At 56.8% G+C, this 26,285-nt stretch carries 21 protein-coding genes and 1 riboswitch; of the genes, 5 read left to right on the top strand and 16 right to left on the bottom strand.

Features of this window, described 5'->3' with window-relative positions; all coding sequences use genetic code 11:
• Positions 1 to 42 precede the first annotated feature (42 nt).
• From R0382_RS07440 to R0382_RS07380, 13 genes are all read right to left on the bottom strand, one after another.
• Positions 43 to 1,143, bottom strand: coding sequence for a glycosyltransferase family 2 protein (locus R0382_RS07440; protein WP_432723597.1), 1,101 nt, complete (start codon positions 1,141 to 1,143; stop codon positions 43 to 45).
• Positions 1,136 to 2,305, bottom strand: coding sequence for a UDP-galactopyranose mutase (gene glf, locus R0382_RS07435; RefSeq protein ID WP_432723596.1), 1,170 nt, complete (start codon positions 2,303 to 2,305; stop codon positions 1,136 to 1,138). Before glf ends, R0382_RS07440 begins: the two co-directional genes overlap by 8 nt.
• A 5-nt stretch (positions 2,306 to 2,310) precedes the next feature.
• The gene (locus tag R0382_RS07430) at positions 2,311 to 3,510 is read right to left on the bottom strand and encodes a hypothetical protein (protein WP_432723595.1); all 1,200 of its coding nucleotides are present in this window, start codon (positions 3,508 to 3,510) and stop codon (positions 2,311 to 2,313) included.
• 175 nt (positions 3,511 to 3,685) lie between these two features.
• Positions 3,686 to 4,951 (bottom strand): glycosyltransferase family 4 protein, encoded by a 1,266-nt coding sequence (locus R0382_RS07425; protein WP_432723594.1) that lies wholly within the window; start codon positions 4,949 to 4,951, stop codon positions 3,686 to 3,688.
• A gap of 2 nt (positions 4,952 to 4,953) precedes the next feature.
• On the bottom strand, positions 4,954 to 6,258 hold the full coding sequence (locus R0382_RS07420) for an ABC transporter ATP-binding protein (protein ID WP_432723593.1): 1,305 nt from the start codon (positions 6,256 to 6,258) through the stop codon (positions 4,954 to 4,956).
• The gene (locus R0382_RS07415) at positions 6,248 to 7,066 is read right to left on the bottom strand and encodes an ABC transporter permease (RefSeq protein ID WP_432723592.1); all 819 of its coding nucleotides are present in this window, start codon (positions 7,064 to 7,066) and stop codon (positions 6,248 to 6,250) included. Before R0382_RS07415 ends, R0382_RS07420 begins: the two co-directional genes overlap by 11 nt.
• On the bottom strand, positions 7,063 to 7,614 hold the full coding sequence (gene rfbC, locus R0382_RS07410) for a dTDP-4-dehydrorhamnose 3,5-epimerase (protein WP_432723591.1): 552 nt from the start codon (positions 7,612 to 7,614) through the stop codon (positions 7,063 to 7,065). Before rfbC ends, R0382_RS07415 begins: the two co-directional genes overlap by 4 nt.
• The gene (rfbA, locus tag R0382_RS07405; RefSeq protein WP_432723590.1) at positions 7,614 to 8,498 is read right to left on the bottom strand and encodes a glucose-1-phosphate thymidylyltransferase RfbA; all 885 of its coding nucleotides are present in this window, start codon (positions 8,496 to 8,498) and stop codon (positions 7,614 to 7,616) included. Before rfbA ends, rfbC begins: the two co-directional genes overlap by 1 nt.
• A gap of 6 nt (positions 8,499 to 8,504) precedes the next feature.
• Complete coding sequence (rfbD, locus tag R0382_RS07400) at positions 8,505 to 9,413, bottom strand: dTDP-4-dehydrorhamnose reductase (protein ID WP_432723589.1); 909 nt, start codon at positions 9,411 to 9,413, stop codon at positions 8,505 to 8,507.
• A complete protein-coding gene (gene rfbB, locus R0382_RS07395) occupies positions 9,410 to 10,468 on the bottom strand; it encodes a dTDP-glucose 4,6-dehydratase (protein ID WP_432723588.1) in 1,059 nt (352 codons plus the stop codon). The genes rfbD and rfbB overlap by 4 nt, the downstream gene beginning before the upstream one ends.
• Before the next feature lie 50 nt (positions 10,469 to 10,518).
• Positions 10,519 to 11,622, bottom strand: coding sequence for a glycosyltransferase family 4 protein (locus R0382_RS07390; RefSeq protein ID WP_432724136.1), 1,104 nt, complete (start codon positions 11,620 to 11,622; stop codon positions 10,519 to 10,521).
• Between the two features lie 69 nt (positions 11,623 to 11,691).
• Positions 11,692 to 12,456 carry a glycosyltransferase family 2 protein gene (locus R0382_RS07385; protein ID WP_432723587.1) on the bottom strand — a complete coding sequence of 255 codons (765 nt, stop codon included), beginning with the start codon at positions 12,454 to 12,456 and terminating at the stop codon, positions 11,692 to 11,694.
• Positions 12,457 to 12,464: 8 nt separating this feature from the next.
• A complete protein-coding gene (locus R0382_RS07380) occupies positions 12,465 to 13,106 on the bottom strand; it encodes a protein-L-isoaspartate O-methyltransferase family protein (protein WP_432723586.1) in 642 nt (213 codons plus the stop codon).
• Positions 13,107 to 13,196: 90 nt separating this feature from the next.
• A riboswitch (TPP riboswitch) is annotated at positions 13,197 to 13,299 on the top strand.
• Positions 13,300 to 13,358: 59 nt separating this feature from the next.
• Here R0382_RS07380 and thiC point away from each other — a divergent pair.
• The 4 genes from thiC to R0382_RS07360 all read left to right on the top strand — a co-directional run bounded on the left by thiC (position 13,359) and on the right by R0382_RS07360 (position 20,520).
• Positions 13,359 to 15,272: a phosphomethylpyrimidine synthase ThiC gene (gene thiC / locus R0382_RS07375; protein WP_432723585.1), complete on the top strand. Its 1,914-nt coding sequence runs from the start codon at positions 13,359 to 13,361 to the stop codon at positions 15,270 to 15,272.
• Between the two features lie 147 nt (positions 15,273 to 15,419).
• Positions 15,420 to 17,657, top strand: coding sequence for an FdhF/YdeP family oxidoreductase (locus R0382_RS07370; RefSeq protein WP_432723584.1), 2,238 nt, complete (start codon positions 15,420 to 15,422; stop codon positions 17,655 to 17,657).
• Positions 17,654 to 18,451, top strand: a complete 798-nt coding sequence (gene fdhD / locus R0382_RS07365) for a formate dehydrogenase accessory sulfurtransferase FdhD (protein WP_432723583.1) — start codon at positions 17,654 to 17,656, stop codon at positions 18,449 to 18,451. Before R0382_RS07370 ends, fdhD begins: the two co-directional genes overlap by 4 nt.
• Before the next feature lie 77 nt (positions 18,452 to 18,528).
• A complete protein-coding gene (locus tag R0382_RS07360; RefSeq protein WP_432723582.1) occupies positions 18,529 to 20,520 on the top strand; it encodes a peptidase U32 family protein in 1,992 nt (663 codons plus the stop codon).
• A 733-nt stretch (positions 20,521 to 21,253) separates the two neighbouring features.
• Here R0382_RS07360 and R0382_RS07355 read toward each other — a convergent pair.
• Together R0382_RS07355 and R0382_RS07350 are read right to left on the bottom strand one after the other, a co-directional pair.
• On the bottom strand, positions 21,254 to 22,267 hold the full coding sequence (locus R0382_RS07355; RefSeq protein WP_432723581.1) for a nucleoid-associated protein: 1,014 nt from the start codon (positions 22,265 to 22,267) through the stop codon (positions 21,254 to 21,256).
• 105 nt (positions 22,268 to 22,372) lie between these two features.
• Positions 22,373 to 23,272, bottom strand: coding sequence for a 5'-nucleotidase (locus tag R0382_RS07350; RefSeq protein WP_432723580.1), 900 nt, complete (start codon positions 23,270 to 23,272; stop codon positions 22,373 to 22,375).
• Between R0382_RS07350 and R0382_RS07345 the strand changes: the two genes are divergently transcribed.
• Entirely contained in the window at positions 23,153 to 24,049 is an 897-nt protein-coding gene (locus R0382_RS07345; RefSeq protein WP_432724135.1) for a glutathione binding-like protein, read from the top strand. The two genes, R0382_RS07350 and R0382_RS07345, sit on opposite strands and share 120 nt — an antisense overlap.
• Before the next feature lie 45 nt (positions 24,050 to 24,094).
• Here R0382_RS07345 and R0382_RS07340 read toward each other — a convergent pair whose 3' ends face one another.
• Complete coding sequence (locus R0382_RS07340; RefSeq protein WP_432723579.1) at positions 24,095 to 26,245, bottom strand: phosphocholine-specific phospholipase C; 2,151 nt, start codon at positions 26,243 to 26,245, stop codon at positions 24,095 to 24,097.
• Positions 26,246 to 26,285 lie beyond the last annotated feature (40 nt).

The following is a 26,285-nucleotide window of genomic DNA, read 5'->3' as shown; positions in this document are numbered from 1 at the left end:
CATATTTCAAAAGGAGTAGGGGCAAATCCATGCCCCCGAGACTTAAAATTCCATCGAAATAATTTTCTTCACCAACCGCTTAAAAACTCGCTTTATCCACAAATAACTTCGCAATGGAAGTTCGAATACACAATATAAAATTCGGTCAATTTTTCTTAGGACCGGTGGGCCATCCCAATATAAAGCCAACGGAAAATATTGCAGCCTTTTCGAAATAACCAGCAATCGCGCCAACGGCGGCGAAATTATCGAAGAAATTGCCTGTGAATGTTCCCAAGTTTTGGGGAAATAATCATCCAGCACAGAAAAAATCTCGCGAATTGCTTTCAGCTTCGAATACCCATGCAGGGTTTTCACTTTTGCAATCCAACTGACACAATGACGGACAGTGTAGGTTTCTAATCGCTTACGGTTCGCATCAAATTCATTTCGGCTTTTATAAAACTCAAGCATATCGCGCAACGCAGGAATGATGTTCAATATTCTACGATCAGTTTGCTTCATTGACTGGGTGGGCCGCGTTATATCGTAGTTATAGACCTCCTTATTTACATAGTAAATTTTCTTCGCTAGGAGATAGCTTTTAGGCGCAAAATTTGCATCCGCGAAGAAAATTCCTTCTTTGAAACGAAAATCTAGATTAGCAAAAAGCTCAGCTTTATAAATCCTACCGCAGGGGGTTGCCCAATTATTATAAAGCTCATCTTTCGCAGCCTCATCCAGCATGCACTCTTTTCCGAACGGCAATGCCACAAAAGGAGTTATGGAGTCGGAAAAATGGTACATCAGATTCCCGATCAGCATATCCGCATCGACTATCTCTATCTTTTGATACAAATAGCCCAATGCATCAGGATCGAGAAAGTCATCGCCATCGACAAAAACAATATAATCGCCTTTGGCGTGAGCAAGCCCGACGTTGCAAGCAGAGCCGTGCCCTCCATTCTCCTTGATGTACGACCTAAAAACATCAGGATACTTGAGAACGAACTCATCAACTATCAGTTGACTATCATCCTTACTCCCATCATTAACAACAATAACCTCGAAGTCTTTGAACAATTGCCGAGCCAATGAATTAAGGCAGCGGGAAATATAGAACTCCAGATTATAGACGGGAACGATTACTGAAATCTTAGGCATCTTTAAACCACTCATCAAAAGCTGCAAGACTACGCTGAATTATATTGTTCATGTCATAGTAGCGATACTCAGCTAGGCGGCCAAGCAAAAATAGATTGGGAAAATCGCGCGCCATATCGACATAACCTTCGTATGCCTGCTGGTTATCTTCTTTGGGAATTGGATAGTAAGGAATATCTTTCTCAGGATCGTTACGATCATATTCCTGTGGATACTCGAACATGATTGACGTTCCAGCCATAGACCGATCCAGCATCATATGTTTATATTCAGAAATTCTAGTGTATGCATGTTCATTAGGATAATTAACAGTGCCCGTAGGCTGGAAGAAATCGACATCCCTCTCCTCAACCGTAAACCGGAGCGATCGATAAGGGAGTTCTCCAAGCGAATACTCAAATAACTCATCCAATGCCCCGGTATAGATAACAGGCCCATCAAAAGCCTCGTCCTCAAAATAAATTTTGCAATCCGCTCGGTCCAAACGAAGACGCTGTTTGGCTTTAGTATTAAGCAGAACATTAATATTTTCGGACCTCAGCATGTTCTCAAACATGCCGGTATATCCATTTTTAGGCAACTGCTGATAGCGCTCCTGAAAGTAACGATCATCGTAGGAGACGTGGACGGGAACGCGAGCTGTGATAGTCTCAAAATCTAGGTTTTCGGGCTTTTCGCCCCATTGCTTAGTTGTATAGTTCAAATACACTTTATTGAAAATGTAGTCGCCAAGCCATGCCAACGATTCATTTGCATTATTTCGCAACTTTGATACTGGTACCTTAATATCCATTCCAAATTCAGATGTAAGAACTTGGATAAGATTTTCGGCCTGATCCGGCAAAAGAATTTTAATGGAATCGAGATTGAATGGGACTGGAACTAGATGCCCATCGATATGAGCCAGAACCTTGTGCTGATATGGGTACCAGTCTGTAAACTGCGACAAGTATTCAACAACAAAATCTTCATTTGTGCGGAAGAGGTGAGGGCCGTATTTATGAATATTGATCCCCAAACCGTCCTTGTAATCGAACATATTACCTGCGATATGGTCTCGTTGTTCGATAATCAAGACTTTCTTATTAAGAATGTTAGCCAAACGCTCCGCTATAATGCTTCCCGCAAAGCCCGAACCAATCACAATAGCATCGTATTTCATGTCAGTCATTTTCCTTTCAACGCATTCGAAATAATCGCGGACATCCGAGAAATCAGGTGCTCATTTGAAAACTGCTCGTAAACTCCATAATCAGGATGGATTTTACCCTCCAATGCACGCAATAGGACATACGCAATTCGATCCACATTAAGCCCTGCCGTCAAATTTTGGGATTTCTTCAAAATTTCAGAGCTCAAGCCTTTCTCCATGGTTATGCCAATAATTGGCTTTTTTGCCCCCATGTAGTCAGCCAGTTTGCACGCAAAAAATGGATTGACCTCTATTCCATCATCGGCTGCATTAAAAATTCCATCAATCAACACCAATGCATCAGCGTATTTCATCAAGCCGAGACTTTCCAGATAACCAACAGCACCGATAAAGTGCACATGGTCGGCATGCTTCATGTTCTTGTGTACATCCAAATCAGCCTGGCATGGAGCGCCGCCAACAAACACAAGCTCAAAATTAGATTTGTACTCCGGGTATATCGTTAAAAGACGATCGACAGCCAGTAAAATAGGCTCAGCACGACGCTTTACTGAGTAAAGCGTTCCTAGATGCATCAATGTGAATGGCGCTTTCTTTTCAAATTTTACTGGAGCAGCGTCATACATCGACATCTCGTAGGCGTGAGGAACAACGACAACCTTGTCAAGGTACTTCTTTAGATCGCCAGAAAACATCAAGTCCCGTTGAAATTCATTATTCACGACAATAACGTCCGCATACTTGATCGTCTCTCGCTCTGTTCGGATATCTTCTTTTACTTTCGGGTATCCCGGAAGGTGAGCAATATAAGGGTTCCGCTCAAAAAGATCGCCAAAATAGGCAATCCACGGAAGTTTTTTATTTTCCTTCTTAATGCCTAACGCCACAAAATGAGAGTGAATTTCATTGCTGTGAGATATAACAAAATCGTATTTGTCTTTATTAACTTCAAAGTGATAACGAGCCGCATCTGCAAACTCTTTGCGCGAACGATCGCCGCGCGGATTATGGTGATCCGTTCTAATCTCAAAGCGATTTAACTTCGCCTTCCCAACAAATTTCAAGAGTGCTTCATCGCGATGCTCTCGCCACACCTGCATAACATCATATTCAAAAGGGGTATCTTTAATACGACGAAAAAAATCAATATCGGCAGATCCAACTGTTGGCGCAAAAAGCCACGAAACAGCAAATCCATAAGGCATCCGAGCCATAGTCCCTCTTCAAAAATTAAGTAGTAACGAAAACCTATTGAAGGACAACCAATAAATCAGCATCCCATCTTTACACGATCCGGTTTTCACACCAAAAAATCATTGCAATTACTTGAATAATCACTGCATCCGTCACCGCGAAGGAACGTCCCCCTTTAAATATCTCAAGGAATTTTTAATCTCGATGCGAGAATCTCTCTTTACAGAGCACATAAGCCCCAGCCAGATATGTTTCAAAATTACTTCTTCCGTGCACGACCTCGCCTAGTCGCCTCAATACAGAATATGATTGAAGGAATGGAGCAGGTCCTGCATCCTCTACAGAGGAACGCAACGAAAGATAAAAATCGATCGCAATGTTATTGCGACTAGGCTTCCTCCATCGCAGTTTCCTTAGGAAGGACTTCCATACATTAAACTCGCTATGCTCGCTCAATATTTTTCTTCTAAATGCTTTCCTATTCAAATTAGCCGCAGCACTAATTTGCTTGGAAAACTCTTCAGCATTTATCACTTCAAGATGCCTTCCAGAAAAATTGGCATACTGTGCCTCGTCAAAAAGCCGCTCGTCGACAATGCCTTTAACGCCATCGTAGCCGACCATTGCAACACATTTTTCCGCAGCAATCCCTTCAAGAACAACTCTGCCCATACCTGCAACACCGGCATACTTCCTCATGATATTCGGAACCGTATCGCTAAATCCAAGAAACTCAACAAAACCTTCAACGTCATTTTCTTTAGACCACTGCACCAGCCCTTCCTTAGCACTGCCGTCACCGACAACAGCAACACCGGGAATTCCTGACGCCTTAGCTTTCAGAATGAAATCCATGATTCCGATTATTTTCGAATCATCCAGTCGACTAACCAATAGCCAGCGAGTATCCGCAAAAGGATATTCTACATCAGCCCCCAGCTCACTAAACTCTACGCCATTTGGCAGCAAAGCAAAATTAGAGGAGCCGAGAAATGGCCTGGTTAATTGCAAAATCTCTTTTGAAACAGAAATAACCAAGCTTGAACCAGGAAAAATCAATGACTTCACAAAAAAATCATATATGGGCCCGTACACTCCACTAAGCGAACTAGGACCGTGCAATGTAACGACAAACTTAACATTCTCCAACGCCGCCGCAATAAATGCCGGAATCAACGAGATAAAAGGATGAGCATGAACGCAATCTATAGAATTTCGGCGAATAATACGTCTTATTAGTTCGACAGATTGAACCAAATCCAGCTCCGAAGCTTCAGGACTCATTGCGACCCCTGTAGTCAGCGACACAAGTTCAATAGGACGTAGCATATCGTTGAATGCCGTGCCAACGGCCATATGAACTTGGCACCCCAATTGTGTAAGGGCTGAAACCTCTCCTCGGATATGTGTTTCCAGCCCGCCAATTAAGTATGCTTCGGTAACAATCAGTATTGCTTTCATGATTATCCTAACTCTGAGACTGACACCTCGGATGTCAACGCAGCAATTCCAGATCCTGTGGGGCGAATCTGATCAATCTTTATCACCATTGCATCAGTTTTTTTGTCAAGATATGACATATCAGCATGGGAAATAGCTTCTGCAATTGCTAACGTAGCAAAATACGTCCCAGGAAATAAATTAAGATCTAGACTAAAACTAAATCTCAGTCGCTTCCCCGCTGTTGCATTTAGGAAATTATTCTTGTGATATAAAGTGCTCGTCCCAAAGGCACTCACCCCTTCAACGGTTCGAAGGAGAATTCCAGCCTGGATTTCTCCAACGAAAGCAAGCACATCAACATCAAAATATAGTTGTGCCTGATCGCCAGTTCGGAACGCTCCAACCCCCTCACCATGTTTATCTACAATACCCCAGCGTCGAATAACTGCTTTAAGGCCGTCGTTACTCCCTTGCCTATCCTCGTTTGAGACTTCGTCGCACACAGGTTTTGTCAAACACTCACGTTCTGCGCTTACCGCTTGATTCTCTTCATCTTTTGCACTTAAATACCTAAGGTAGGCTCGCTCATCCGAATATAGCAGCGCATGGTACTGATCTACAATCTCTTTAGAAGACCCGATGCCATGCACTCTTCCTTTATGCAGCAACACACCACGTTGACAAAACTTCTCGACGGTTGCTGTAGAATGAGTCACCAACAAAATCGAGCATCCACCTTTGCGTAGCTTCTCGATATGATCAAAACACTTCCTTTGGAATTTCTCATCCCCGACAGACAATGCTTCATCAACAATTAGAATTTGTGGCTCGACACAAGCCTGAACCGCAAATGCAAGCCGAACATACATGCCACTAGAGTATGTTTTCACCGGCTGATCCAAGTGATCTCCAATATCGGCAAAATCTACAATATCTTGAAATTTCGCATCCATCTCTTCTCGAGAGAAACCAAGAATCGTTCCATTTAAATAGACATTTTCTCTTCCAGTAAACTCTGGATTGAACCCAGAGCCTAATTCCAGAAGAGCAGCCAACACTCCATTTGCCTTGACTTCACCCTGTGTAGGATTCAACGTCCCAGCAATTATCTGTAGCAAAGTACTTTTGCCACTGCCGTTACGCCCTAGAATACCGACAGTTTCGCCTTTGGCAACCTCGAACGAAACATCATGCAGTGCCCAGAATTCTTTAAAGTACTGACGCCGGCCACGAAAAATCAGCTGTAATAGTCGATCCCTGGGTTTTGAGTACATTTCAAAACGCTTCGAGATATTATTAACGGAGATCGCAATATTAGAGGACATCAGCAAATCCTTGACGCGTTTTCTGAAACCAAGCGAAGCCACCCCACGCGAACATCAACGCAGAACCCATTTGGCATGCCCACTTTAGCCAGTCAATCCCTCCCCCAAAAATCATAATTGACCTAGACTGTTCGATAGCAAACGTCAGCGGGTTAAGATGCATATAAAAATGAAAGCGCTCAGGAATAGCCGATACCGGGTAAAAAACGGGAGACAAATACATGAGCACGGTGATGATTACACCAATAATTTGAGAAACATCACGCAAGTACACCCCCAATGATGCAAGTATCCATGATCCGCCAAGGGTAAAGAAGATAAGCGGCAAGACCACTATTGGCAATAGGAGAAATGATACTAAAGGAACGCCAAAAAATATGATGTAGAAAATCAGCCAGACTAGTAAGCTAACAAAAAAATGAAAAGTAGAGGCCCCTAAAGAAACAAGAGGAAACACCTCTAGTGGGAAAATAACTTTTTTTACATAATTAACATTACCCGTTATCAGTCCGGGGGCGCGAGCAACGCACTCAGAAAATAGACCAAATACTATCAGGCCACAGAATAGTGCCAATGCAAACTCAGTTTTTGACCCTGCCCCACCAGCCCACCTTGCCTTAAATACAACGCTAAATACAAAAGTGTAAATTGTTAGCATCAGAATTGGGTAAAAAAACGACCACAACAACCCCATGATTGATCCGCGATAACGCCCAATAACATCGCGCTTGACTAGCTCTAAAATCAAATCTTTATTATGAAACACCCCTACAATCATTGATTTAGGGTTACAAGAGTAATTCTTCATTTTACAAAAACCTTTGCATGAGGCAGCGGAGGGTGCGCTTTATCTCGATCGGACAGTATTGGATCTGTCATTCCGCACCAATCAATGTTTAACACCGAATCGTTCCAAGCGATTGCAGACTCATTTTCCGGAGAATAGTATGTGGTAGCTTTGTATACAACATCAGCATGTTCGCTCAGAACTAAAAATCCGTGAGCAAATCCTTCTGGAATCCATAGTTGGCGTTTGTTTTTTGATGAGAGATTTACACCAACCCACAGCCCAAAGGTTGGTGAAAAACTCCGGATATCAACTGCAACATCAAATATTTCACCAACAACGCAGCGCACTAGCTTACCTTGTGAGTTTGGCGGCAATTGATAATGAAGGCCACGCAACACCCCTCGAACAGAATGGGAATGATTATCTTGGACAAAATCGACCTCGCGGCCAATTGCTTTTCTGAAATCATTATGATTAAAGCTTTCAAAAAAGAACCCACGATCATCGCAATGAATAGTTGGCTCAATGATCTTGACGTCAGAGATGGTGGTATCAGTCACTCTCATCATAAAACTTTAATTTTTGACATTGTCAACAAATAGCTTCCGTAGCTATTCTTATTTAGTTGGCCCGCTAAATGCGCGAGTTGCGTGCTGTCAATCCATCCATTGCGGTATGCAACTTCTTCGGGGCAGCATACTTTGAGTCCTTGCCGGCTTTCAATCGTAGCAATAAACTGGCTCGCCTCAAGCATCGTTTCATGTGTTCCTGTGTCAAGCCAAGCGTAACCTCGCCCCATTGTTTTAACTTCGAGGGTGCCGCGTCGGAGGTACTCGCGGTTCACATCTGTGATTTCTAACTCACCGCGCTTAGACGGCTTAATATTTTTGGCAATCTGTACAACATGGTGGTCATAAAAATACAAACCGGTCACCGCATAGTTCGACTTAGGTTTGAGCGGCTTTTCTTCAATCGATAGTGCTTTGTTGTTCTTATCAAAATCAATGACACCATAGCGTTCTGGGTCATGTACGTGATAAGCAAATACAGTTGCTCCACTTAATTTGGTGCCAGCTTCGTACAGTAATTTGGCGAAGTGATGCCCATAGAAAATGTTGTCGCCTAAGACCAACGCAACGTTATCGCTGCCAATGAAATCCTCACCGAGAATGAAAGCCTGAGCAACCCCGTCTGGACTGGGTTGCTCAGTGTATTGCAGGGAAAGCCCCCATTGACTGCCGTCACCAAGCAATTGCGCGAATCGCGGCGTATCTTGCGGGGTCGATATGATCAGAATGTCGCGAATACCAGCGAGCATCAAAGTGCTCAGCGGATAATAGATCATGGGCTTGTCATAAATCGGTAGTAATTGCTTGCTAACGGCAATCGTCGCCGGATACAGCCGGGTGCCGGAGCCACCAGCGAGGATGATGCCTTTGCGTTGTACCATTGGTGGTTATTCCTTAAGTAGCGTCAGCACCAAGCCTACGCCCTGCCGCCAGTCAGGCAGTGTCAAATTAAATGTGTTTTGCAGTTTGCGAGTATCCAACCGCGAATTGGCGGGCCGCGGAGCGGACTGTGGATAATCCCTAGCCGAAATCGCCGCGATAGCGTCGACGGTAAGCTTGAACCCCCAGCCCAGCTCACTCGCCTGGCGGCTGATCTCCTGCGCGTAGCCGTGCCAACTGGTCTCGCCGGCAGCGACCACGTGGTAGGTCCCGAAGGCGAAGGCCGTGCGGTCGGTTGCGCGCCAGTACTGACCGACGAGTTGTGCGGCGACATCGGCTAGCAATGCTGCACTGGTCGGACTGCCGACCTGGTCGGCAATTACCCGCAATGCGTCCCGCTCGCTCATGAGCTTGAGCATGGTCTTGAGGAAGTTGCCGCCATGCGTACCGAACACCCAGCTAGTACGCAGAATCAGATGGTGGCAGCCGCTCTCGCGGATCGCCTCCTCCCCGGCGAGCTTGGTCTGGCCGTAGACCGATCGCGGATTCGGTGCATCTTCTTCACCGTACCAGCCGTCCTTGCTGCCATCGAACACATAGTCGGTCGAGTAATGGATCAGCAGTGCACCACTTGCGACGGCCCAACGCGCCATTGCCTGTGGTGCGGCGGAGTTGACCGCCTGCGCCCGCGCCCTCTCGGTTTCGGCCATGTCGACCGCCGTATATGCGGCTGGATTGACGATGATGTCAGGCTGTACCCGTTCAAGCAATGCAGCAAGAAGGACGGAATCACTCAAGTCGCAGTCGCGGCGGCCGACCGCGACGACATAGCCGAGCGACGCTAGGCTACGCTGCAGCTCGAAGCCCACTTGACCATCCTTGCCAGTCAATAGAATTATGGGCAAACGCACTATCATGCCCCGTATTGTGTTTGAATCCAGTCACGATACGTGCCCGAGGCCACGTTCCCAACCCAGTCTGGGTTGGCCAGATACCATTCAACCGTCTTGCGGACCCCCGACTCAAAGGTCTCGGCAGGCTTCCAACCGAGCTCACGCTCCAGTTTGCGTGCATCAATCGCATATCTTCGATCGTGCCCCGGACGATCTTGGATAAAACAGATCTGCTCGACATAACTGTTACCGTCAGCACGCGGCTCCAGCTCGTCGAGCAGCACGCAAATGGTCTGTACCACCTCAAGATTAGTCTTTTCATTCCAACCGCCGATGTTATACGTGTCGCCCAGCATTCCAACTTCAAGCACTCGGCGAATTGCACTGCAGTGGTCCTTCACATACAACCAGTCGCGGATCTGCTGGCCATCGCCATAAATCGGCAAAGCTTTACCTGCGAGCGCGTTGAGAATCATCAGCGGAATTAGTTTTTCCGGGAAGTGATAGGGGCCATAGTTATTCGAACAGTTGGTCGTCAGCACTGGCAAGCCATAGGTGTGATGCCAAGCGCGCACCAAATGGTCAGACGCAGCCTTGGAGGCTGAGTACGGGCTGTTGGGCTTGTAGGCATGAGTCTCGGCAAATGGTGCCCCCTCCAACGAAAGCGTGCCGTAAACCTCGTCGGTCGAAATGTGCAGAAAGCGGAACGCCTCCTTGTCGTCGGCCGGCAACGCATTCCAATAGGCACGCACGCTTTCCAATAGGTTGAAGGTGCCGACGATATTGGTCTGAATGAACTCGCCCGGGCCGTGAATCGAGCGATCCACATGCGACTCGGCGGCGAAATTGATTACTGCGCGCGGTTGATGCTCAGCCAGCAGCCGCGACACTAACTCGCGATCGTCGATATCGCCCTGAACGAAGACATGCCGGGCATCGCCAGACAACGACACGAGCGTGTGCAGATTGCCGGCGTAAGTGAGCTTGTCGAGATTGATCACCGGCTCGTCGCTATGGGCGAACCAATCGATAACGAAATTACTGCCGATAAAACCAGCACCACCGGTGACAAGAATCATTAAGAGCACTCCCGATATTGGGTCTTGCATTGATCGTTTGAATTCGGCAACTAGCGACGCGGCGGACGTCGTACGATCAGCCATCTTGGCGTGCGAAAGCGTGTAATGCTGCGGTACAGCCACAGATAGCCCAAGACGAACAGCGCGGCTACCAATTGCAGGACCAAGGCGTTATTCCACCAGAGGCTGGCCGGAATCACCGACAGCGAGGAAAACAGCCACAGATACGGCGACGTCATCGAGTTGCGCATTTTGCGCTCGCCCAGATCGACGCTGCCAACAGCCCAGCGCATCATGCGCTTGTAGATCAGCTGGTGCAGATGGGCTGCGTCGGGAAGACCGGGATTGTCCTTGCGATGCAGTCGACGGTTGATCGTGAAAACCGTCTCGACAATCGGGTACAGCATCAGCACCAGCGCATACCACGCCGATACGCCCGGGTTGCGCATCACCAGCGCAATGGCCAGCGTCGCGATGCCGAAGCCGATCGTATACGCGCCGCTGTCTCCTAGGAAAATCAAACCGCGCGGCCAGTTCCAGAACATGAACCCGGCACAGGCGCCTAGCAAGGCCATCGCGAATATCGTTACCTGCCGGTCGCCGACCTTCAGGCCGATATAGGCTAGCGACGCCAGAATGATCATGCCGACGGCACTGGCCAAACCGTTGTAGCCGTCGATCAGGTTCACTGCGTTGATCACACCGACCACCGCAAACAGCGTCAACGGTATCGACAGCCAAGGTGCCATCAACCAGGGGTCGAGCCAGCGCACGTCCACCCTCTCGATCCGCCAGCCCAGCAGCCAGATCATCAGTCCGACACCGGCGAACATCGTCAGCAACCTTGTTTTGATCAGGCCGATCTTGAGCACGTCTTCGAGCAATCCACCGCCGAATACCGGCAACAAGGCCAACAACGCATACCCGGTTACGCTCCCCAGCGCTTCGCCTTCGAGGGCAAAGACAAAAGGCAGCGTCGCAAGCACGCCCGTGATCAGCGCCACACCGCCGACACGTGGAACGGGCGTGTCATGAAACTTCTGGGCGCCGGTCAGATCGGAGTCGCTGGTCAGATGGCTGTGTGTGTGCACATAGCGCACCAGCAACAGACACACGATAAAACTGACCGCCAGCGCGACAAACAGATAGAGCATGGACACGGCAAGGTCACCCGGTCAAAACGTGCTGGATGGCGTTGATGAATCGAATCAGACTCGTCACGCTCACCCCCAAAAATAGCGAATCGCTGATCGCACATGCCAGAGCAAGGGTTTTCCCCAACGATAGGACGAACGCTGATGCCCGTGGATCACCCTCGCGGCCGGAACAATGGCCAGCGCATCACCGGTAGCGCGCAAGCGCCGGCACAGATCGTAATCCTCTAGGTAGAGGAAGTAGCGCTCGTCAAACCCACCGATAGCGGCGAATGCGCTACGGCGCAACAGCATGAAACAGCCAGAGATGACCGGTACCGTACGCGGTGCTGTGAAATCGAAGTCGCGCAGTTCGTACAGTGCAATTGCCTCCCGCATCCATGCGCGTGGCAAAAAACGCCGACCAAACAGCAAGGTCGGCGTCGGCTCGAGCTTGGCCAGATACTGGCGCTCGCCCCCCTCACCGAACACATCGGGCATCACCGCCGCAACACGGGGGTTTTGCAACAAATAGCCCGTCAATTCAGTCAGCGGATTATCAACCCATCCAATATCCGGGTTAAGCAGCAAGTGATAGTGACACCCAGCATCGGCGGATGCATGAAAAAGCCGATTATGACCGGCGCCAAACCCGAGATTGCAGCCCTCGGTCAGATAGCACCAGCCCCGCTTTTCCACTTCAGTGCGCAAATCCGCATCAACACCATTGTCGAAAATCAGCACCGAGGCGATCTGTGGCGTGGCCGCAAGCAGATCAAACAATCGCTGCAGCGCGTCAACGGGCGTTCGGTAAACCACCAGGCCTACGCTGACGCGAGACTGCGTATCTGTCATCACCCGTGTTAGAGCACAAAGCTCGAAGCCGGCACCTGCGCACGCAGCCGCGGCAGATTGTATTCAAACAGCACCTCATCTGCGCCCTCACCCGCACGCCCGGCCTGCATGATCGGCAGCTCGCCGGTGATGGCGATGACTCGACCGCCGCTTGCCAACTGCGCCTTCAAAGCCGCCGGCAACTCGGCAAACGAGCCACAAACGATGATTGCGTCGTAAGGCGCTTGCGCCTTGAAGCCGAGCAGGTCGTTCGTCTGCTCGATCCGCACGTTCTTCAGCCCTGCACGCTGTACGCCGTCCTGCGCAAACGCAACCTTCGCGGCGGTGTCATCGATACCGTACACCTGCGCGCACAGCCCGGCGATAAGGCCAATCAGATAGGCGCCGCTTGCAGCACCGATCACCAACACCTTGTCGGTGGGCTTGAGCTGCGCTTCCTGGGCGAAGCGCGCTTCGATCTTCGGCGCCAGCATCTGGCCGCCACAGGACAGCGGCAGTTCGGTGTCGACGAAGGCCAGCGCCCGCTTGTCCTGCGGCACGAAGTCTTCGCGCTTCAGCACCAGCACGCGGTCGAGCACCTTCTGGTCGAGCACGTGCCACGGGCGGATCTGTTGTTCTACGAGAAAGTAGCGGGCGCGTTCCCAATCCATGTTTGCTTCACCTCAAGTCAGGCCCGTTCCGGGCGGTCATGATTTCTGAATAACTTGTAATTATCCCACAATCTCGGTACGGTCACAGCCGTAGTTCGCTAGGGGTTTCGCCCATCCAGAGATGGGCGAATGAGAGAGTCCCTCAGCACCTGATCCGGTTCACACCGGCGTAGGGAAGCGAATCGGTCGGCACGCTCGTGCCGTCCGTCAGTCCGTTCTCCTGCGCCTCTACGTTTTTGCAGGAGGCAGTCCATGAACAAGCCCGTCGAATTCCTCGCCAGCGACGCCCATGTCGACAGCGCGGCGATCCAGCCTTTACCGAACTCGCGCAAGGTCTATGTCCAAGGCTCGCGCGCCGATCTGCGCGTGCCGATGCGCGAAATCAGCCAGACCGACACGCCGACCAGTTTCGGCGGCGAACAGAATCCGGCCATCTACGTCTATGACTGTTCGGGGCCGTATACCGACCCGGATGCGACAATCGACGTGCGCAAAGGCCTGGCACCGCTGCGCGCCACGTGGATTGCAGAGCGCGACGATACCGAGCTGCTGGACGGTCTGACCAGCGACTACGGCCGGCAGCGTGAGGCGGATCACAGCCTTGACCCGCTGCGTTTCGAACTGACCCGATCACCGCGCAAGGCCAGGCCGGGCGCCAACGTCAGCCAGATGCACTATGCGCGCCGCGGCATCGTCACGCCGGAAATGGAGTACGTGGCGATCCGCGAGAACCTCAAGCGCGAGGAATACATCGCCAGCCTCAAGGCGATCGGCGCCAAGGGCGAGAAAATGGCCGCGATGATGCTGCGTCAGCATCCGGGCCAGAGCTTCGGCGCCAGCATTCCGGCAACGATCACCCCCGAGTTCGTCCGCGATGAAATCGCCCGCGGTCGCGCCATCATTCCTGCCAATATCAATCACCCCGAAGTCGAGCCGATGATCATCGGCCGCAACTTCCTGGTGAAGATCAACGGCAATATCGGCAACTCCGCCGTCAGCTCGTCGATCAACGAGGAAGTCGACAAGATGACCTGGGGCATCCGCTGGGGCGCCGACACCATCATGGATCTGTCGACCGGCAAGAACATCCATGAAACGCGCGAATGGATTCTGCGCAATTCGCCGGTACCGATCGGCACGGTGCCGATCTATCAGGCGCTGGAAAAGGTCAACGGCAAGGCCGAAGACCTGACGTGGGAATTGTTTAGAGACACGCTGATCGAGCAGGCCGAACAAGGCGTCGACTACTTCACCATCCACGCTGGTGTACTGCTGCGCTACGTGCCGATGACCGCCAACCGGATGACCGGCATCGTCTCGCGCGGCGGCTCGATCATGGCCAAGTGGTGTCTGGCGCATCACCAGGAGAATTTCCTCTATACGCATTTCGAGGAAATCTGCGAAATCATGAAGGCCTACGACGTGTCGTTCAGCCTCGGCGACGGCCTGCGTCCCGGCTCGGTCTGGGATGCCAACGACGACGCCCAGCTCGGCGAGCTGAAAACCCTGGGCGAGTTGACCCAGATCGCCTGGAAGCACGACGTGCAGGTGATGATCGAAGGCCCGGGCCACGTGCCGATGCAGCTGATCAAGGAAAACATGGACCTGCAGCTGGAATGGTGCGACGAAGCGCCGTTCTATACCTTGGGGCCGCTGACCACCGACATCGCGCCCGGTTACGACCATATCACCAGCGCGATCGGCGCCGCGCAGATCGGCTGGTACGGCACCGCGATGCTTTGCTATGTGACGCCAAAGGAGCACCTCGGCCTGCCGAACAAGGATGACGTCAAGGAAGGCATCATCACCTACAAGCTCGCCGCGCACGCTGCGGATCTCGCCAAGGGCCACCCTGGCGCGCAGATCCGCGACAACGCGCTGTCGAAGGCCCGCTTCGAGTTCCGCTGGGAAGACCAGTTCAACCTCGGCCTCGACCCGGATCGCGCGCGCGAATTCCACGACGAAACGCTGCCGCAGCAAGGCGCCAAGGTCGCCCACTTCTGCTCGATGTGCGGCCCGCACTTCTGTTCGATGAAGATCACCCAGGACGTGCGCGACTTCGCCGAGAAGCAGGGCATCGCCGAGGCCGAAGCACTGGCCAAGGGCATGGAAGTGAAATCGATCGAATTCGTCAAACAGGGGGCCGAGGTGTATCACAAGGCGTAACCCGACCCTCATCGAAACACTAAACGGGCCTGCGGGCCCGTTTTACTTCGCGCCGCAAACGAGCCAGCACACTGACTAGCGAAATTGCCACTTGCCAATGAATGGTTGCCCAATGAAACTTAGCCAACGCATTGTCGGGCCAAGATCGTGAGCACATTGAAAAGCAATTCTCCCCCCGCCGGCGGCTGGGGCGCATTGAAGGCGACCTTGCAGCGCATCGAGCCGGGCAACGCCGGCACGACGCTGAAGGCACTCATCAAGGCCAATCAGCCGCAAGGCTTCGACTGCCCGGGCTGTGCCTGGCCGGACAAGCCGAGCGCGGCGGTGCAGTTCTGCGAGAACGGCGCCAAGGCGATCACCCATGAAATCACCGCCAAGCGCGTGACGCGCGACTTCTTCGCCGCGCATCCGGTGAGCGCGCTCGCAAGCTGGGACGACTTCGCACTTGAGCAGCAAGGCCGGTTGACCGAGCCGATGCGCTACGACAAGGCCAGCGATCGCTACCTGCCGATCGCATGGGACGACGCATTCGCGCTGATCGGCGCCCAGCTGAACGCCATCAATCCGGACGAGGCACATTTCTATACCTCGGGCCGCACCGGCAACGAGACGGCCTTCCTCTACCAACTGTTCGTCCGGCTCTACGGGACCAACAACCTGCCGGATTGCTCGAATATGTGCCACGAGCCGAGCGGCGTGGCGCTGCTGCACAGTCTGGGTACCGGCAAGGGCACGGTCACGCTCGACGATTTCGCCCAAGCCGAGGCCATTTTCATCTTCGGCCAGAACCCGGGCACCAATCACCCGCGCATGCTCGGCGAATTGCGCGAGGCGGCGCATCGCGGCTGCAAGATTGTCGTACTCAATCCGCTTCGCGAACGCGGACTGCTGCGCTTTCAGGATCCGCAAAGCCCGAGCGAAATGCTGAGCAACCGCGCCAGCGATCTCGCCAGCCATTATTACCAGCCGCGCATCGGCGGCGATCTGGCGATTGCCAAGGCGCTGATCAAGTACGTACTCGAACACGGCGCCGAGGATCGGGCCTTCATCGCCGAACATACCGACGGTTTTGCCACGCTTGAAGCCGACATCGTCGCAAGCGACTGGGCCGAGCTCGTCGCCGCGACCGGCCTGAGCCGGGCCAAACTCGACGAGCTCGGTGCACTCTACATTGCCAGCCGCGCGACGATGTTCACCTGGGGCATGGGCATCACCCAGCACCGGCATGCGGTGGCGACGATTTCGATGCTGTGCAACGCGCTGCTGGTGCGCGGCAATATCGGCAAGCCCGGCGCCGGCGCCTGTCCGGTGCGCGGCCATTCGAACGTGCAGGGCGACCGGACCATGGGCATCAACGAGCGGCCGACCGCGACCTTTTTGCAGCGGCTCGGCGACGCTTGCGGTTTCACCCCGCCTGCAAAACACGGCAACAGCGTGGTTGAAAGCATTGCCGCGATGGCGGCCGGCCAAGCGAAGGTGTTCGTCGCACTCGGCGGCAACTTCGCCGCCGCGACACCGGACACCGCGCTAACCCACGCCGCGCTGCGCCGGCAGGCGCTGACCGTGCACATCAGCACCACGCTGAATCGCTCGCACCTGATCACCGGCCGCGAGGCGCTGATCCTGCCGTGTCTGGGCCGCACCGAGATCGATCTGCAGAACGGTGTTGCACAGCAAATCAGCGTCGAGGATTCGATGAGCATGGTGCACCTGACGCGCGGCGTGAAACAGCCGGCGTCGCAGCAACTCTTGTCCGAACCGCAGATCGTCGCGCGCATGGCGCAGGCGACGCTGAAGCACAGCCCCGTCGACTTTGCCGCGCTGGCGAGCGACTACGACCGCATCCGCGAGCTGATATCCCGGGTCGTCACCGGTTTCGACGATTTCAACACCCGCGTCCGCCAGCCCGGCGGTTTCTATTTCGGCAACAGCGCGCGCCGGCGCGAATGGCGCACCGACATCGGCAAGGCGCGTTTCGTCGTCCATGGCCCGATGAGCGATCTGCTCGGCCAGTTGCAGCCGCTGAGCCCGGCGCCACTGCTGACGCTGATGACGGTACGCAGCCACGACCAGTACAACACGACGATCTACGCCCGCAACGACCGCTACCGCGGGATACGCGACGAACGCCGGGTGCTGTTCATCCACGCCGAGGATCTGGCCGAGCGCCGGCTTGCCGACGGCCAGCATGTCGATATCGTCTCGGTCTGGTTCGACGGCGAGCGCCGCGTCGATGACTTCCGGCTGCAGGCCTACGACCTGCCGCGCGGCAGCCTAGCGGCCTACTTCCCGGAAACCAATCCGCTGGTGCCGCTCGACTACCACGCCGAAGGCGCGCGCACGCCGGCGAGCAAGGCGATCCCGGTCTACCTGGTGCCGCGATGAGCGGCTTCGGTCACCACCCGGCCTGGCGCTGGCAGGATGGCACGCTGAGCGCCGGCGATGAATGCATCGCCGACGAAGTCGCCGTCGCCATGGTTTACAACGGCGTCTCGCACGCGGTGATGATGGCCAGCCCGAGTGATCTGGAGGATCTGGCGATCGGCTTCACGCTGACCGAAGGCATCGCCGACCGCTACAGCGACATCGTCGACGTCGAGCTCGCCACCGTCGACGCCGGCATCGAGGCGCGGATCACGCTGACGCAGCATCCGTGGCAGCGGCTCAAAACCCAGCGCCGCCAGCTGGCCGGCCGCAGCGGTTGCGGCCTGTGCGGCGCCGAACACCTGCACAGCGCCTTGCGACCGGTTGCCCAAGTACACGGCCATTACACGATCGCCGCCGACGCACTGCTCGCCGGACTGGCCGACATGAGCCGTGCGCAGACGCTGAATCAGGCGACCGGCGCCGTCCACGCCGCCGGCTGGCTGGCCGGGGACGAACTGCTGGTGCGCGAGGACATCGGCCGCCACAACGCCCTCGACAAGCTTGTCGGCGCGCTGCATGCGCAGCGGCGCGCGCGTGACGGCGCGCTGCTGATGACCTCGCGCGCGTCGTACGAAATCGTCCACAAGGCTGCCGCCGCCGGCATCCCGGTCATCGCCGCGATTTCAGGGCCGACGCGGCTGGCGATCGACATGGCCGACGCCGCCGGCATCACGCTGATCGGCTTCGCCCGCGATACGCGGCTGACGGTTTACAGCCATGCCGGGCGCCTACTGGATACGCAGCCCGTCTGAATCTGCCCGGGCCTGAATACCCAAGCCCTTGATTCCGCTATACTTCCGCCCTTTCCCGCTTTGCCGAATCGCCGTCCATGAGCCTGCCGCTGAACCACCTCGAACTCCTCTCCCCCGCCAAGAACGTCGAGATCGGCCGCGAGGCGATCCTGCATGGGGCGGATGCGGTGTATATCGGCGGGCCGAGCTTTGGCGCGCGGCACAATGCCTGTAACGAGGTCGGCGAGATCGCCGCGCTGGTGAAGTTTGCACACCGTTACCACTCGCGCATCTTCGTCACGCTCAACACCATCCTCCACGACGCCGAGCTGGAACCGGCGCGCAAGCTCATCCATCAGCTCTACGACGCCGGTGTCGACGCGCTGATCGTGCAGGACATGGGGATTCTGGAACTCGACATTCCGCCGATCCAGCTGCATGCCAGCACCCAATGCGATATCCGTACGCCGGAGAAGGCGCGTTTTCTTGCCGACGCCGGATTCTCGCAAGTGGTGCTGGCGCGCGAGCTGACCTTGGACAAGATCGCCAGGGTGCGCGATACGCTGCCGCTCGATACCACGATCGAGTTCTTCATTCACGGCGCGCTGTGTGTCGCCTACTCGGGCCAGTGCAATATCAGCCACGCCGACAACGGCCGCAGCGCCAACCGCGGCGATTGCTCGCAGGCTTGTCGGCTACCGTACACGCTGACCGACACCGGCGGCCGGGTCGTCGCGTTCGACAAGCATCTGCTGTCGATGAAGGACAACGACCAGAGCGCCAACCTTGAAGCGCTGATCGACGCCGGCGTGCGCAGCTTCAAGATCGAGGGTCGCTACAAGGACATGGGCTATGTGAAGAACATCACCGGCCACTACCGCGTGCTGCTCGACGAGATCCTAGAGCGCCGCCCCGAGCTGATCCGCGCCTCCAGCGGCGAGACCGAGCTGTACTTCGCGCCCGACGTCGACAAGAACTTCCATCGCGGCCATACCGATTACTTCGTCAACGGCCGCGAAGGCGGCGACATCGGCGCTTTCGATTCGCCCAAATATGTCGGCGTTGAACTCGGCACCGTCAGCCGGATCGGGCCGAACTGGTTCGAGCTCGAAGCCAATGCGCCGCTGTCCAATGGCGACGGCCTCAACTACATGCAAAAGCGCGAAGTCATCGGTGTGCAGGCCAATACCGTCGAGGTGCTTGGTGACAATGGCGGCGCCGGTATTGAGGGCGGCACGCTCTGGCGGGTGTTTCCGAACGAGGCGATGGTCGGCCTCAAGGGCTTGAAGGTAGGCAGCCGCATCCACCGCAACCGCGATCACGGCTGGGAGAAGGTACTGGCGCAGAAATCGTCCGACCGGCGCGTCGGCGCATGGCTCACGCTCGCCGATCATGCCGAGGGACTTGCCCTCACCGTCACCGACGACGATGGCTGTAGCGCCACAGCCCTCGCGACGATGGCCCTCGAAGCCGCGAAGGATGCCGGCAAGGCTGAAAGCAATCTGCGCGACGGCCTGGCCAAACTCGGCAATACCATGTTCACCGCGCATGATGTGTCGCTGAACCTGGCGCAGCCGTGGTTCGTGCCCGCGTCAGCACTCAATGCGCTGCGCCGCGATGCGATCGAACAGCTGGAAACCGCGCGGATCAAAGCCTGGTCGCGGCCCGAGCGCAAGCAGCCGGTCACGCCACCGGTAGCCTATCCGGAAACCTCGCTGTCCTTCCTCGCCAACGTCTACAACCAGGCGGCGCGCGCCTTTTACACCAAGCACGGCGTGCAGCTGATCGCCGCCGCCTACGAGGCGCATGAGGAACCGGGCGAAGTGAGCGTGATGATCACCAAGCACTGCCTGCGCTTCTCCTACAATCTGTGCCCAAAGCAAGCCAAGGGCGTGATCGGCGTGAAGGGTCAGATCAAGGCCGAGCCGATGACGCTGAAATCGGGCTCGGAAACCTACACGCTCAAGTTCGACTGCAAACCGTGTGAGATGCATGTGATCGGCAAGATGAAGCCGCACATCTTCAAGTCGGCGCCGCCGAGCAATGTGCCGGTCACGACGATCAGTTTCTACAAGGCACGGCCGGCTTGAAGCTTCGGGCTTTCCGGCGTGACGCGGGGCCAGAGTGGCGTGGCGCTGCTCCGCTAACTAGCGGCTTGGCGTCTGTGGCGCGGTAGCGGCGGCAAGGAAAGCAACGGCAGGTGTTAGCGCCTGCGGCGCGAGTAAAAGCACTGATGCGCGTTCCGCCGCGCAGACGGGAAGGGAGCTTTGTCTCGCCAAAGCCCCCTTCACCCCCAAGGCGTACGCTGCCTCGCGCGTCGCTAAGCGGCATAGCCGCTAAGCTTGGGCGTGACCGCGCTTTGCGGCCCTCCGGGCTACCCTCGATCGGTCGCGAGGCAGCCATAAAACCGGCCGTCTCGCTCCACTTCTCGACGCTGGCGAACGGGGTGAAAAGCGGCGCTCTTCTCTGGCATCGCGAGAAGTTTTGGTCGCTGTCTTGCTACGCAGGTGTGCTGCCGACTGCATACCGCCGATGGCCCCTCAGTAGCGCCGAGCAGCACAGCCGAGCGCGGGGTTTCGGGGCCTGGCTGTCTGAGCCCGCAGGGCGAGTTCAGGACCCCGCCGCGTTTGGCGCGCAGCGCAGGGAACCCCGCAGGGGCGCGGATGCGGGGGCGCCTTTCCTTGGATACTTTCTTTGGCGAAGCAAAGAAAGTATCCCGTCCGCGCGGCGGAACGCGCATGAAAATGCCGTTACTCGCGCCGCAGGCGCTTACCTACCGTCTAACCATAACGCCGCAAACCGCAATCCACCCCTCGCTGCAACTCAATCCCTATCTCCCAACAAAGCCCGCCGCAAGCCCTCCGGAATCTCGGTCAGGATCAGCGTGCCGTTGTCGCGGTCGTAAATCACCTGGCCGCTGCGCAAGCTGTTGCGGTCGAACTCGATTTTCCAGTGGTCGGCCGCGGCCTTGAAGTGCGTCAGCGGCCGGATCGCGCGGCGATCGGGGACGAAGCCGCTGGCGACCGCCTTGTCTTCTTCGTTCAGCGCTTCACGCAGCAGACCCGGCGAATCGGGCCAGGCGCGTTCGACCAGCGTATCGAGGCTCACCGGCTCGCCCTCTTCACCGCGCTCTTCCAGATAACCATGGGCGCGCTCGAACAGCGCATCGCGGGTCTCGGTCGGCATCGCCTGCTGCTGCGCGAACTCGGTCAGCCCCTGCACCAGTTTCTGGGTTTCCTTCAGCGCGATCACCACGTCGTTGCAGCCGAGGAAAAGCTTGAAGTAGTTGGCGACATCGCCACGGCCCTTGAGGAAGCTGATGCAGCGCTCGGTACCGCGCTGCCACGCCGACAGATCGATCCGACCGGCGACACGCAGACTGGCCAGATCAAGATGCGGGCTTTCGACGATATCCAGATCATCGCTGATCGCCGTGCCGATCACCTCGGACACCAGCGCGACGAACAGGTAATCAATGCCGGTGTGTTCAACCCGGGCAATCAGCACATAGCCGCCGGCCGCCAGCGGCTCCTGCTCGGCGCGCACCTGCAGGTGCTGCATCATCAGTTGCGACAGCGTGGCGAAGTCGATCGCCTGATCGACTACATGCTGGCGGATGAAACGCGGCATAGGGAAATTGTCTTCGTCGCTCTCGAAGCGCCCGTAACCCTTGCCGGCGCGTTCGCTGTAGCGATCGACCAGATGATCGACGAGGCGCTGCGCCGCGTCGGATTGCTGCACCTCGCCGCGGCGCAGCGCGATCGACGCCGGCCCTTGCGGCGCCTTGATCAGCTGGTGGACGACGAGATTGCGGATGGTGTGTTCTGAGGCGGTCATGCGCGGCGGGATCGAAAGCGTAAAACGCGATTGTCCCACAAGCCGCGCCGATTCCACGCCCGCGCCGCCGACAGGTAGCGGCGCCACTCTCTGCCGGCGCGGTGTTTACGCCGGATTGGCAACGCCGGAAATCACCTGCCCGGTCGGCCCGGCCATAGCAGCCGAGCGGCAATGGCCGGCCTGATCGTCGAAGAAGAAATCCGGCTCGAATGCGGCAAGGAAGGGGCCTTTCTCCAGCCCGCCGAGAAACATCGCCTCGTCGACCTGGATGTTCCAGTCCATCAGCGTGCGGATGGCGCGTTCGTGCGCCGGTGCGCTGCGGGCGGTGACCAGCGCGGTGCGGATCTTCATCGTCGCATTGGCCGCCTGCAGCCGGTGCAAGGCTTCCAGAAACGATTTGAACGGCCCCGCCGCCAGTGGCTCGCGCGAATGCGCCAGCTCGTGCGCGTGAAAGGCCGGCAGGCCGGCGCCCTGATAGATGCGCTCTGCCTCATCGGAGAACAACACCGCGTCGCCATCGAAGGCGATGCGGATCTCGTGGGGGCGCTCGGCCGCGCGCACCGATTCGGGATAAACGTGTGCGGCCGGAAAACCGGCATCGAGCGCCGCGCGCACGTCGGCGGCATTGGCCGACAGAAAGAGATTGGCCTTGAGCGGGCCGAGATAGCGGTAAGGCTCGCGCCCCTGGGTGAACACGCCGCGCTCGAGCTTGAGCCCGTGCGCGCCGGCCGAATGGAACACGCGCAGGCCGCTGACCGGATCGTTGCGCGACAGGATCACCACCTCGACCCGGTGCTCGCCACGCTCATTGAACGCCAGCAGCTTTTTCATCAGCGGCAGCGCCACGCCGGCACTGGCCGAGGCGTCGAGCCGCTGCAGCTGCAGCTGCAAGGCCATATAGGCATCGGCTTCGCCGGCCTCGAACACCCGGTTTTCTTCTTCGAAATCGAACAACGCGCGCGAGGAAATCGCCACGACGAGCTTGTTATCGAGCGTGAACGGCATCATCTAGTCCCGGTTAGATCCCCCAACAGTGTAGCAGTCCGTCCCGCGCCGCCGGGGCGGCAGGAGCGCGCCATAATCGACCTCTATTACTGGACCACGCCGAACGGCCACAAGGTTTCGATTTTCCTCGAGGAAACCGGCCTTGATTACACCATCCACCCGGTCAACATCGGCAAGGGCGAGCAGTTCGACCCGGCCTTTCTGAAGATCGCCCCGAACAACCGCATTCCGGCCATCGTCGACCAGCAGCCGGCCGATGGCGGCGCGCCGGTGCCGCTGTTCGAATCGGGGGCGATCCTGCTGTATCTGGCCGACAAGACCGGCCAGCTGATTCCGCAGGATCTGCGCGGCCGCAATGCCGCGCTGCAATGGCTGTTCTGGCAGATGGGCGGCCTCGGTCCGATGGCCGGACAGAATCACCACTTCAGCCAGTACGCACCCGAGAAACTGCCGTACGCGATCGAACGCTACGTGAAGGAAACCGCGCGGCTGTACGCGGTGATGGACAAGCGTCTGGGCGAAGCCGCGTATCTGGCCGGCGACGAGTACAGCATCGCCGACATCGCCGCCTACCCGTGGGTGGTGCCGTACCGGAACCAGGGCCAGGATCTGGCCGATTTCCCGAACCTGAAGCGCTGGTTCGATGCGATCGCTGCCCGCCCGGCGGTGCAGCGCGCCTACGCCAGGGCCGAGCAGATCAATCCGCCGAAGCCGATGAGCGACGACGAGAAGAAGGTGCTGTTCGGCCAGGACGCCGCCACCGTGCGTCAGCACTGACAGTCCCGCCCGGCCGGCACGCCGGGCGGCCTTCCGCGCATCCGCTCAGGCCGGCAGGCCCATGGCCGGATCGCTGTTGCTGTGCTTGCCGGTTTCAACCCGGCCGGCAAAGCGGCGGTCGAAACCACCGCCGATGCTGACGCTGAAGTCGTACCACCCGCCCGTCCACGCCAGCTGCCAGTGCTGTTCGATCTGCATCCCGGCCGGCACCTCGTACACCCACGGGCCGTCCTGGCGGTAGGCATTGGGTTTGATCGTGAACGTGCACGCGGCCGCGCCAGTGTTCAGCATGGTCAGGTAGACCGCGTTGTCGACCACCTCGTAACAGACGCGGATTTCCGGATTCGCGCCGCTGGCGGCAATCGCGCCGATATCGCCCGCGAAAGCGCGATGAAAACCGTTCGGCCCGAGCACCCACAGATCGTATTTGCCGCCATCGCCTTGCGTCGCCCACAGATCGTCGAGCTGTTTGCCCGCTTCCACCGTGTAACGGCGCGGGATGCGATCCAGATGCAGCCGGTCATACACGTGGAAGACCGCACCGGCGGTGCCGCTATTGCTGAAGATCAGCCGCACGCCCCCCGCCGCCACATCGGCCCGCGCGCTGGCATGCAACTCGTACGGCAGTGCGCGTGATGGCCGGACCCCAGGCAGCTGCACCGGGCGTTGCTGCTGTGACTCACCCGGCAGCGGCACCTGTGCCAGCGCCTGCTGCTGCGCGCGGATCGTATCCGCCTGGGTACGCGTCAGCGCCGGCATCGCCGGCAGTTTGTCCGAGTTCGGATTGACGAAGTTGAACGCCGAGGTCAGATCGCCGCACACGGCACGGCGCCAGGCGGAGATGTTCGGTTCGAACACGCCAAAACGCTGCTCGAGGAAGCGGATCACCGAGGTGTGATCGAACACCTGCGAATTCACCCAGCCGCCGCGGCTCCACGGTGAAATCACGTACATCGGCACCCGCGGCCCGGGGCCGTACACGCGCTTGTCCGGTGCCGGTTGCGATGTCGTGCCCGGTGCCACCGGATGGGTGTAGCGCTCGAAGGCATCATCGACCGTCGACAACCCGGCGCTGCTGCCGTCCGGGTTCAGCGACGGTGCCGATGGCGACGGCACGTGATCGAAGAAACCGTCGTTCTCGTCGAAATTCACCAGCAACACCGTGCGGCTCCACACCTCCGGATTCGCCGTCAGCGCCTCGAGCACCTGCTGGATATACCAGGCGCCCTGGATCGGGCAGGACGGGCCCGGGTGTTCGGAATAGGTGGCCGGCGCGACGATCCACGACACTTGCGGCAGGCTGCCGGCGGCGACGTCGCTGCGCAGGCTGTCGAGGAAGCCGCCGTCGGGCATGGTGTTGCCGACGCCCTTGTAGAGCGGATCGATCGCGTCGTGCCCCGGCGCGTACGGAATGTACGGGCTGCCGGCCGGGGTATTGCCGACGGCCTCGTTGGCCTTGCGGTACTGCGTGAAGCCGGCCAGCGGATTGTCGCCAAAGTTTTCCGGCAGGTTCTGGTACACCTTCCAGCTGACGCCGGCCTGCTGCAGCCGCTCCGGGTACGTCGTCCAGGTATAACCGACGCTCGATGGCCCGAGACCGTCCCACTCGTTCACCACCGCGGCCACGCCGGCGCCGGTCGGGCCGTTGGTACCGGTCCACAGGAAGAGCCGGTTGGGATTGGTGCCGGCATGCACGCTGCAATGGTAGGCATCGCACAGCGTGAAGGCGTTGGCGAGCGCGAACTGGAAGCCGAGTTCGGCCTCCTTGTAATACCCCATCGACGCATTGGTCTTGTAGCGCGGCCACTGGCTCATGCGGCCGTCGTCCCACGCCATGTGCGCGTCGCCCCAGGAATGCGGCGTGCCACTGACGCGCTGCGCATTGCCCTTGCTGCTGTCGAGGTGATAAGGCATCACCACGCGCGTGCCGTTGCTTTGCGCCCAGACCGATTTGCCGCCGGCCATCGGAATGCTGAAGCGGTCGCCGAAGCCGCGCACGCCCGGCAGGGTGCCGAAGTAGTTGTCGAACGAGCGGTTTTCCTGCGTCAGGATCACCACGTGCTGCACGTCGTTGATCGTACCGGTGACGTTGTTGGCCGGAATCGCCAGCGCCCGGCGAATGGCCGGCGGAAACACCGCCATGGTCGAACCGATGGCGGCGGCCTGAAGGAAATGGCGTCGATTGAGTGTCGTCATGATCTGCTTTGAAGGGTGGCGGGCGGGCAGGCCGGAAGCC

This window comes from Jeongeupia wiesaeckerbachi, assembly GCF_050916355.1.
GTDB classification, from domain to species: Bacteria; Pseudomonadota; Gammaproteobacteria; order Burkholderiales; family Chitinibacteraceae; genus Jeongeupia; species Jeongeupia wiesaeckerbachi.
The sequence above is the reverse complement of the archived record's forward strand: the minus strand, read 5'-3'. Positions and strand labels throughout refer to the sequence as shown.

Coding starts and splice junctions, on each gene's coding strand:
- fdhD (WP_432723583.1), top strand. CDS start 17,654: ATGAGCGGCTTCGGTCACCACCCGGCCTGGCGCTGGCAGGATGGCACG.
- R0382_RS07415 (WP_432723592.1), bottom strand. CDS start 7,066: ATGAAGAATTACTCTTGTAACCCTAAATCAATGATTGTAGGGGTGTTT.
- R0382_RS07340 (WP_432723579.1), bottom strand. CDS start 26,245: ATGACGACACTCAATCGACGCCATTTCCTTCAGGCCGCCGCCATCGGT.
- R0382_RS07430 (WP_432723595.1), bottom strand. CDS start 3,510: ATGGCTCGGATGCCTTATGGATTTGCTGTTTCGTGGCTTTTTGCGCCA.
- R0382_RS07360 (WP_432723582.1), top strand. CDS start 18,529: ATGAGCCTGCCGCTGAACCACCTCGAACTCCTCTCCCCCGCCAAGAAC.
- R0382_RS07420 (WP_432723593.1), bottom strand. CDS start 6,258: ATGTCCTCTAATATTGCGATCTCCGTTAATAATATCTCGAAGCGTTTT.
- rfbD (WP_432723589.1), bottom strand. CDS start 9,413: ATGATAGTGCGTTTGCCCATAATTCTATTGACTGGCAAGGATGGTCAA.
- thiC (WP_432723585.1), top strand. CDS start 13,359: ATGAACAAGCCCGTCGAATTCCTCGCCAGCGACGCCCATGTCGACAGC.
- R0382_RS07350 (WP_432723580.1), bottom strand. CDS start 23,272: ATGCCGTTCACGCTCGATAACAAGCTCGTCGTGGCGATTTCCTCGCGC.
- rfbA (WP_432723590.1), bottom strand. CDS start 8,498: ATGGTACAACGCAAAGGCATCATCCTCGCTGGTGGCTCCGGCACCCGG.
- R0382_RS07385 (WP_432723587.1), bottom strand. CDS start 12,456: ATGACAGATACGCAGTCTCGCGTCAGCGTAGGCCTGGTGGTTTACCGA.
- R0382_RS07425 (WP_432723594.1), bottom strand. CDS start 4,951: ATGAAAGCAATACTGATTGTTACCGAAGCATACTTAATTGGCGGGCTG.
- R0382_RS07355 (WP_432723581.1), bottom strand. CDS start 22,267: ATGACCGCCTCAGAACACACCATCCGCAATCTCGTCGTCCACCAGCTG.
- R0382_RS07440 (WP_432723597.1), bottom strand. CDS start 1,143: ATGCCTAAGATTTCAGTAATCGTTCCCGTCTATAATCTGGAGTTCTAT.
- rfbC (WP_432723591.1), bottom strand. CDS start 7,614: ATGAGAGTGACTGATACCACCATCTCTGACGTCAAGATCATTGAGCCA.
- R0382_RS07380 (WP_432723586.1), bottom strand. CDS start 13,106: ATGGATTGGGAACGCGCCCGCTACTTTCTCGTAGAACAACAGATCCGC.
- rfbB (WP_432723588.1), bottom strand. CDS start 10,468: ATGATTCTTGTCACCGGTGGTGCTGGTTTTATCGGCAGTAATTTCGTT.
- R0382_RS07390 (WP_432724136.1), bottom strand. CDS start 11,622: ATGCTCTATCTGTTTGTCGCGCTGGCGGTCAGTTTTATCGTGTGTCTG.
- glf (WP_432723596.1), bottom strand. CDS start 2,305: ATGAAATACGATGCTATTGTGATTGGTTCGGGCTTTGCGGGAAGCATT.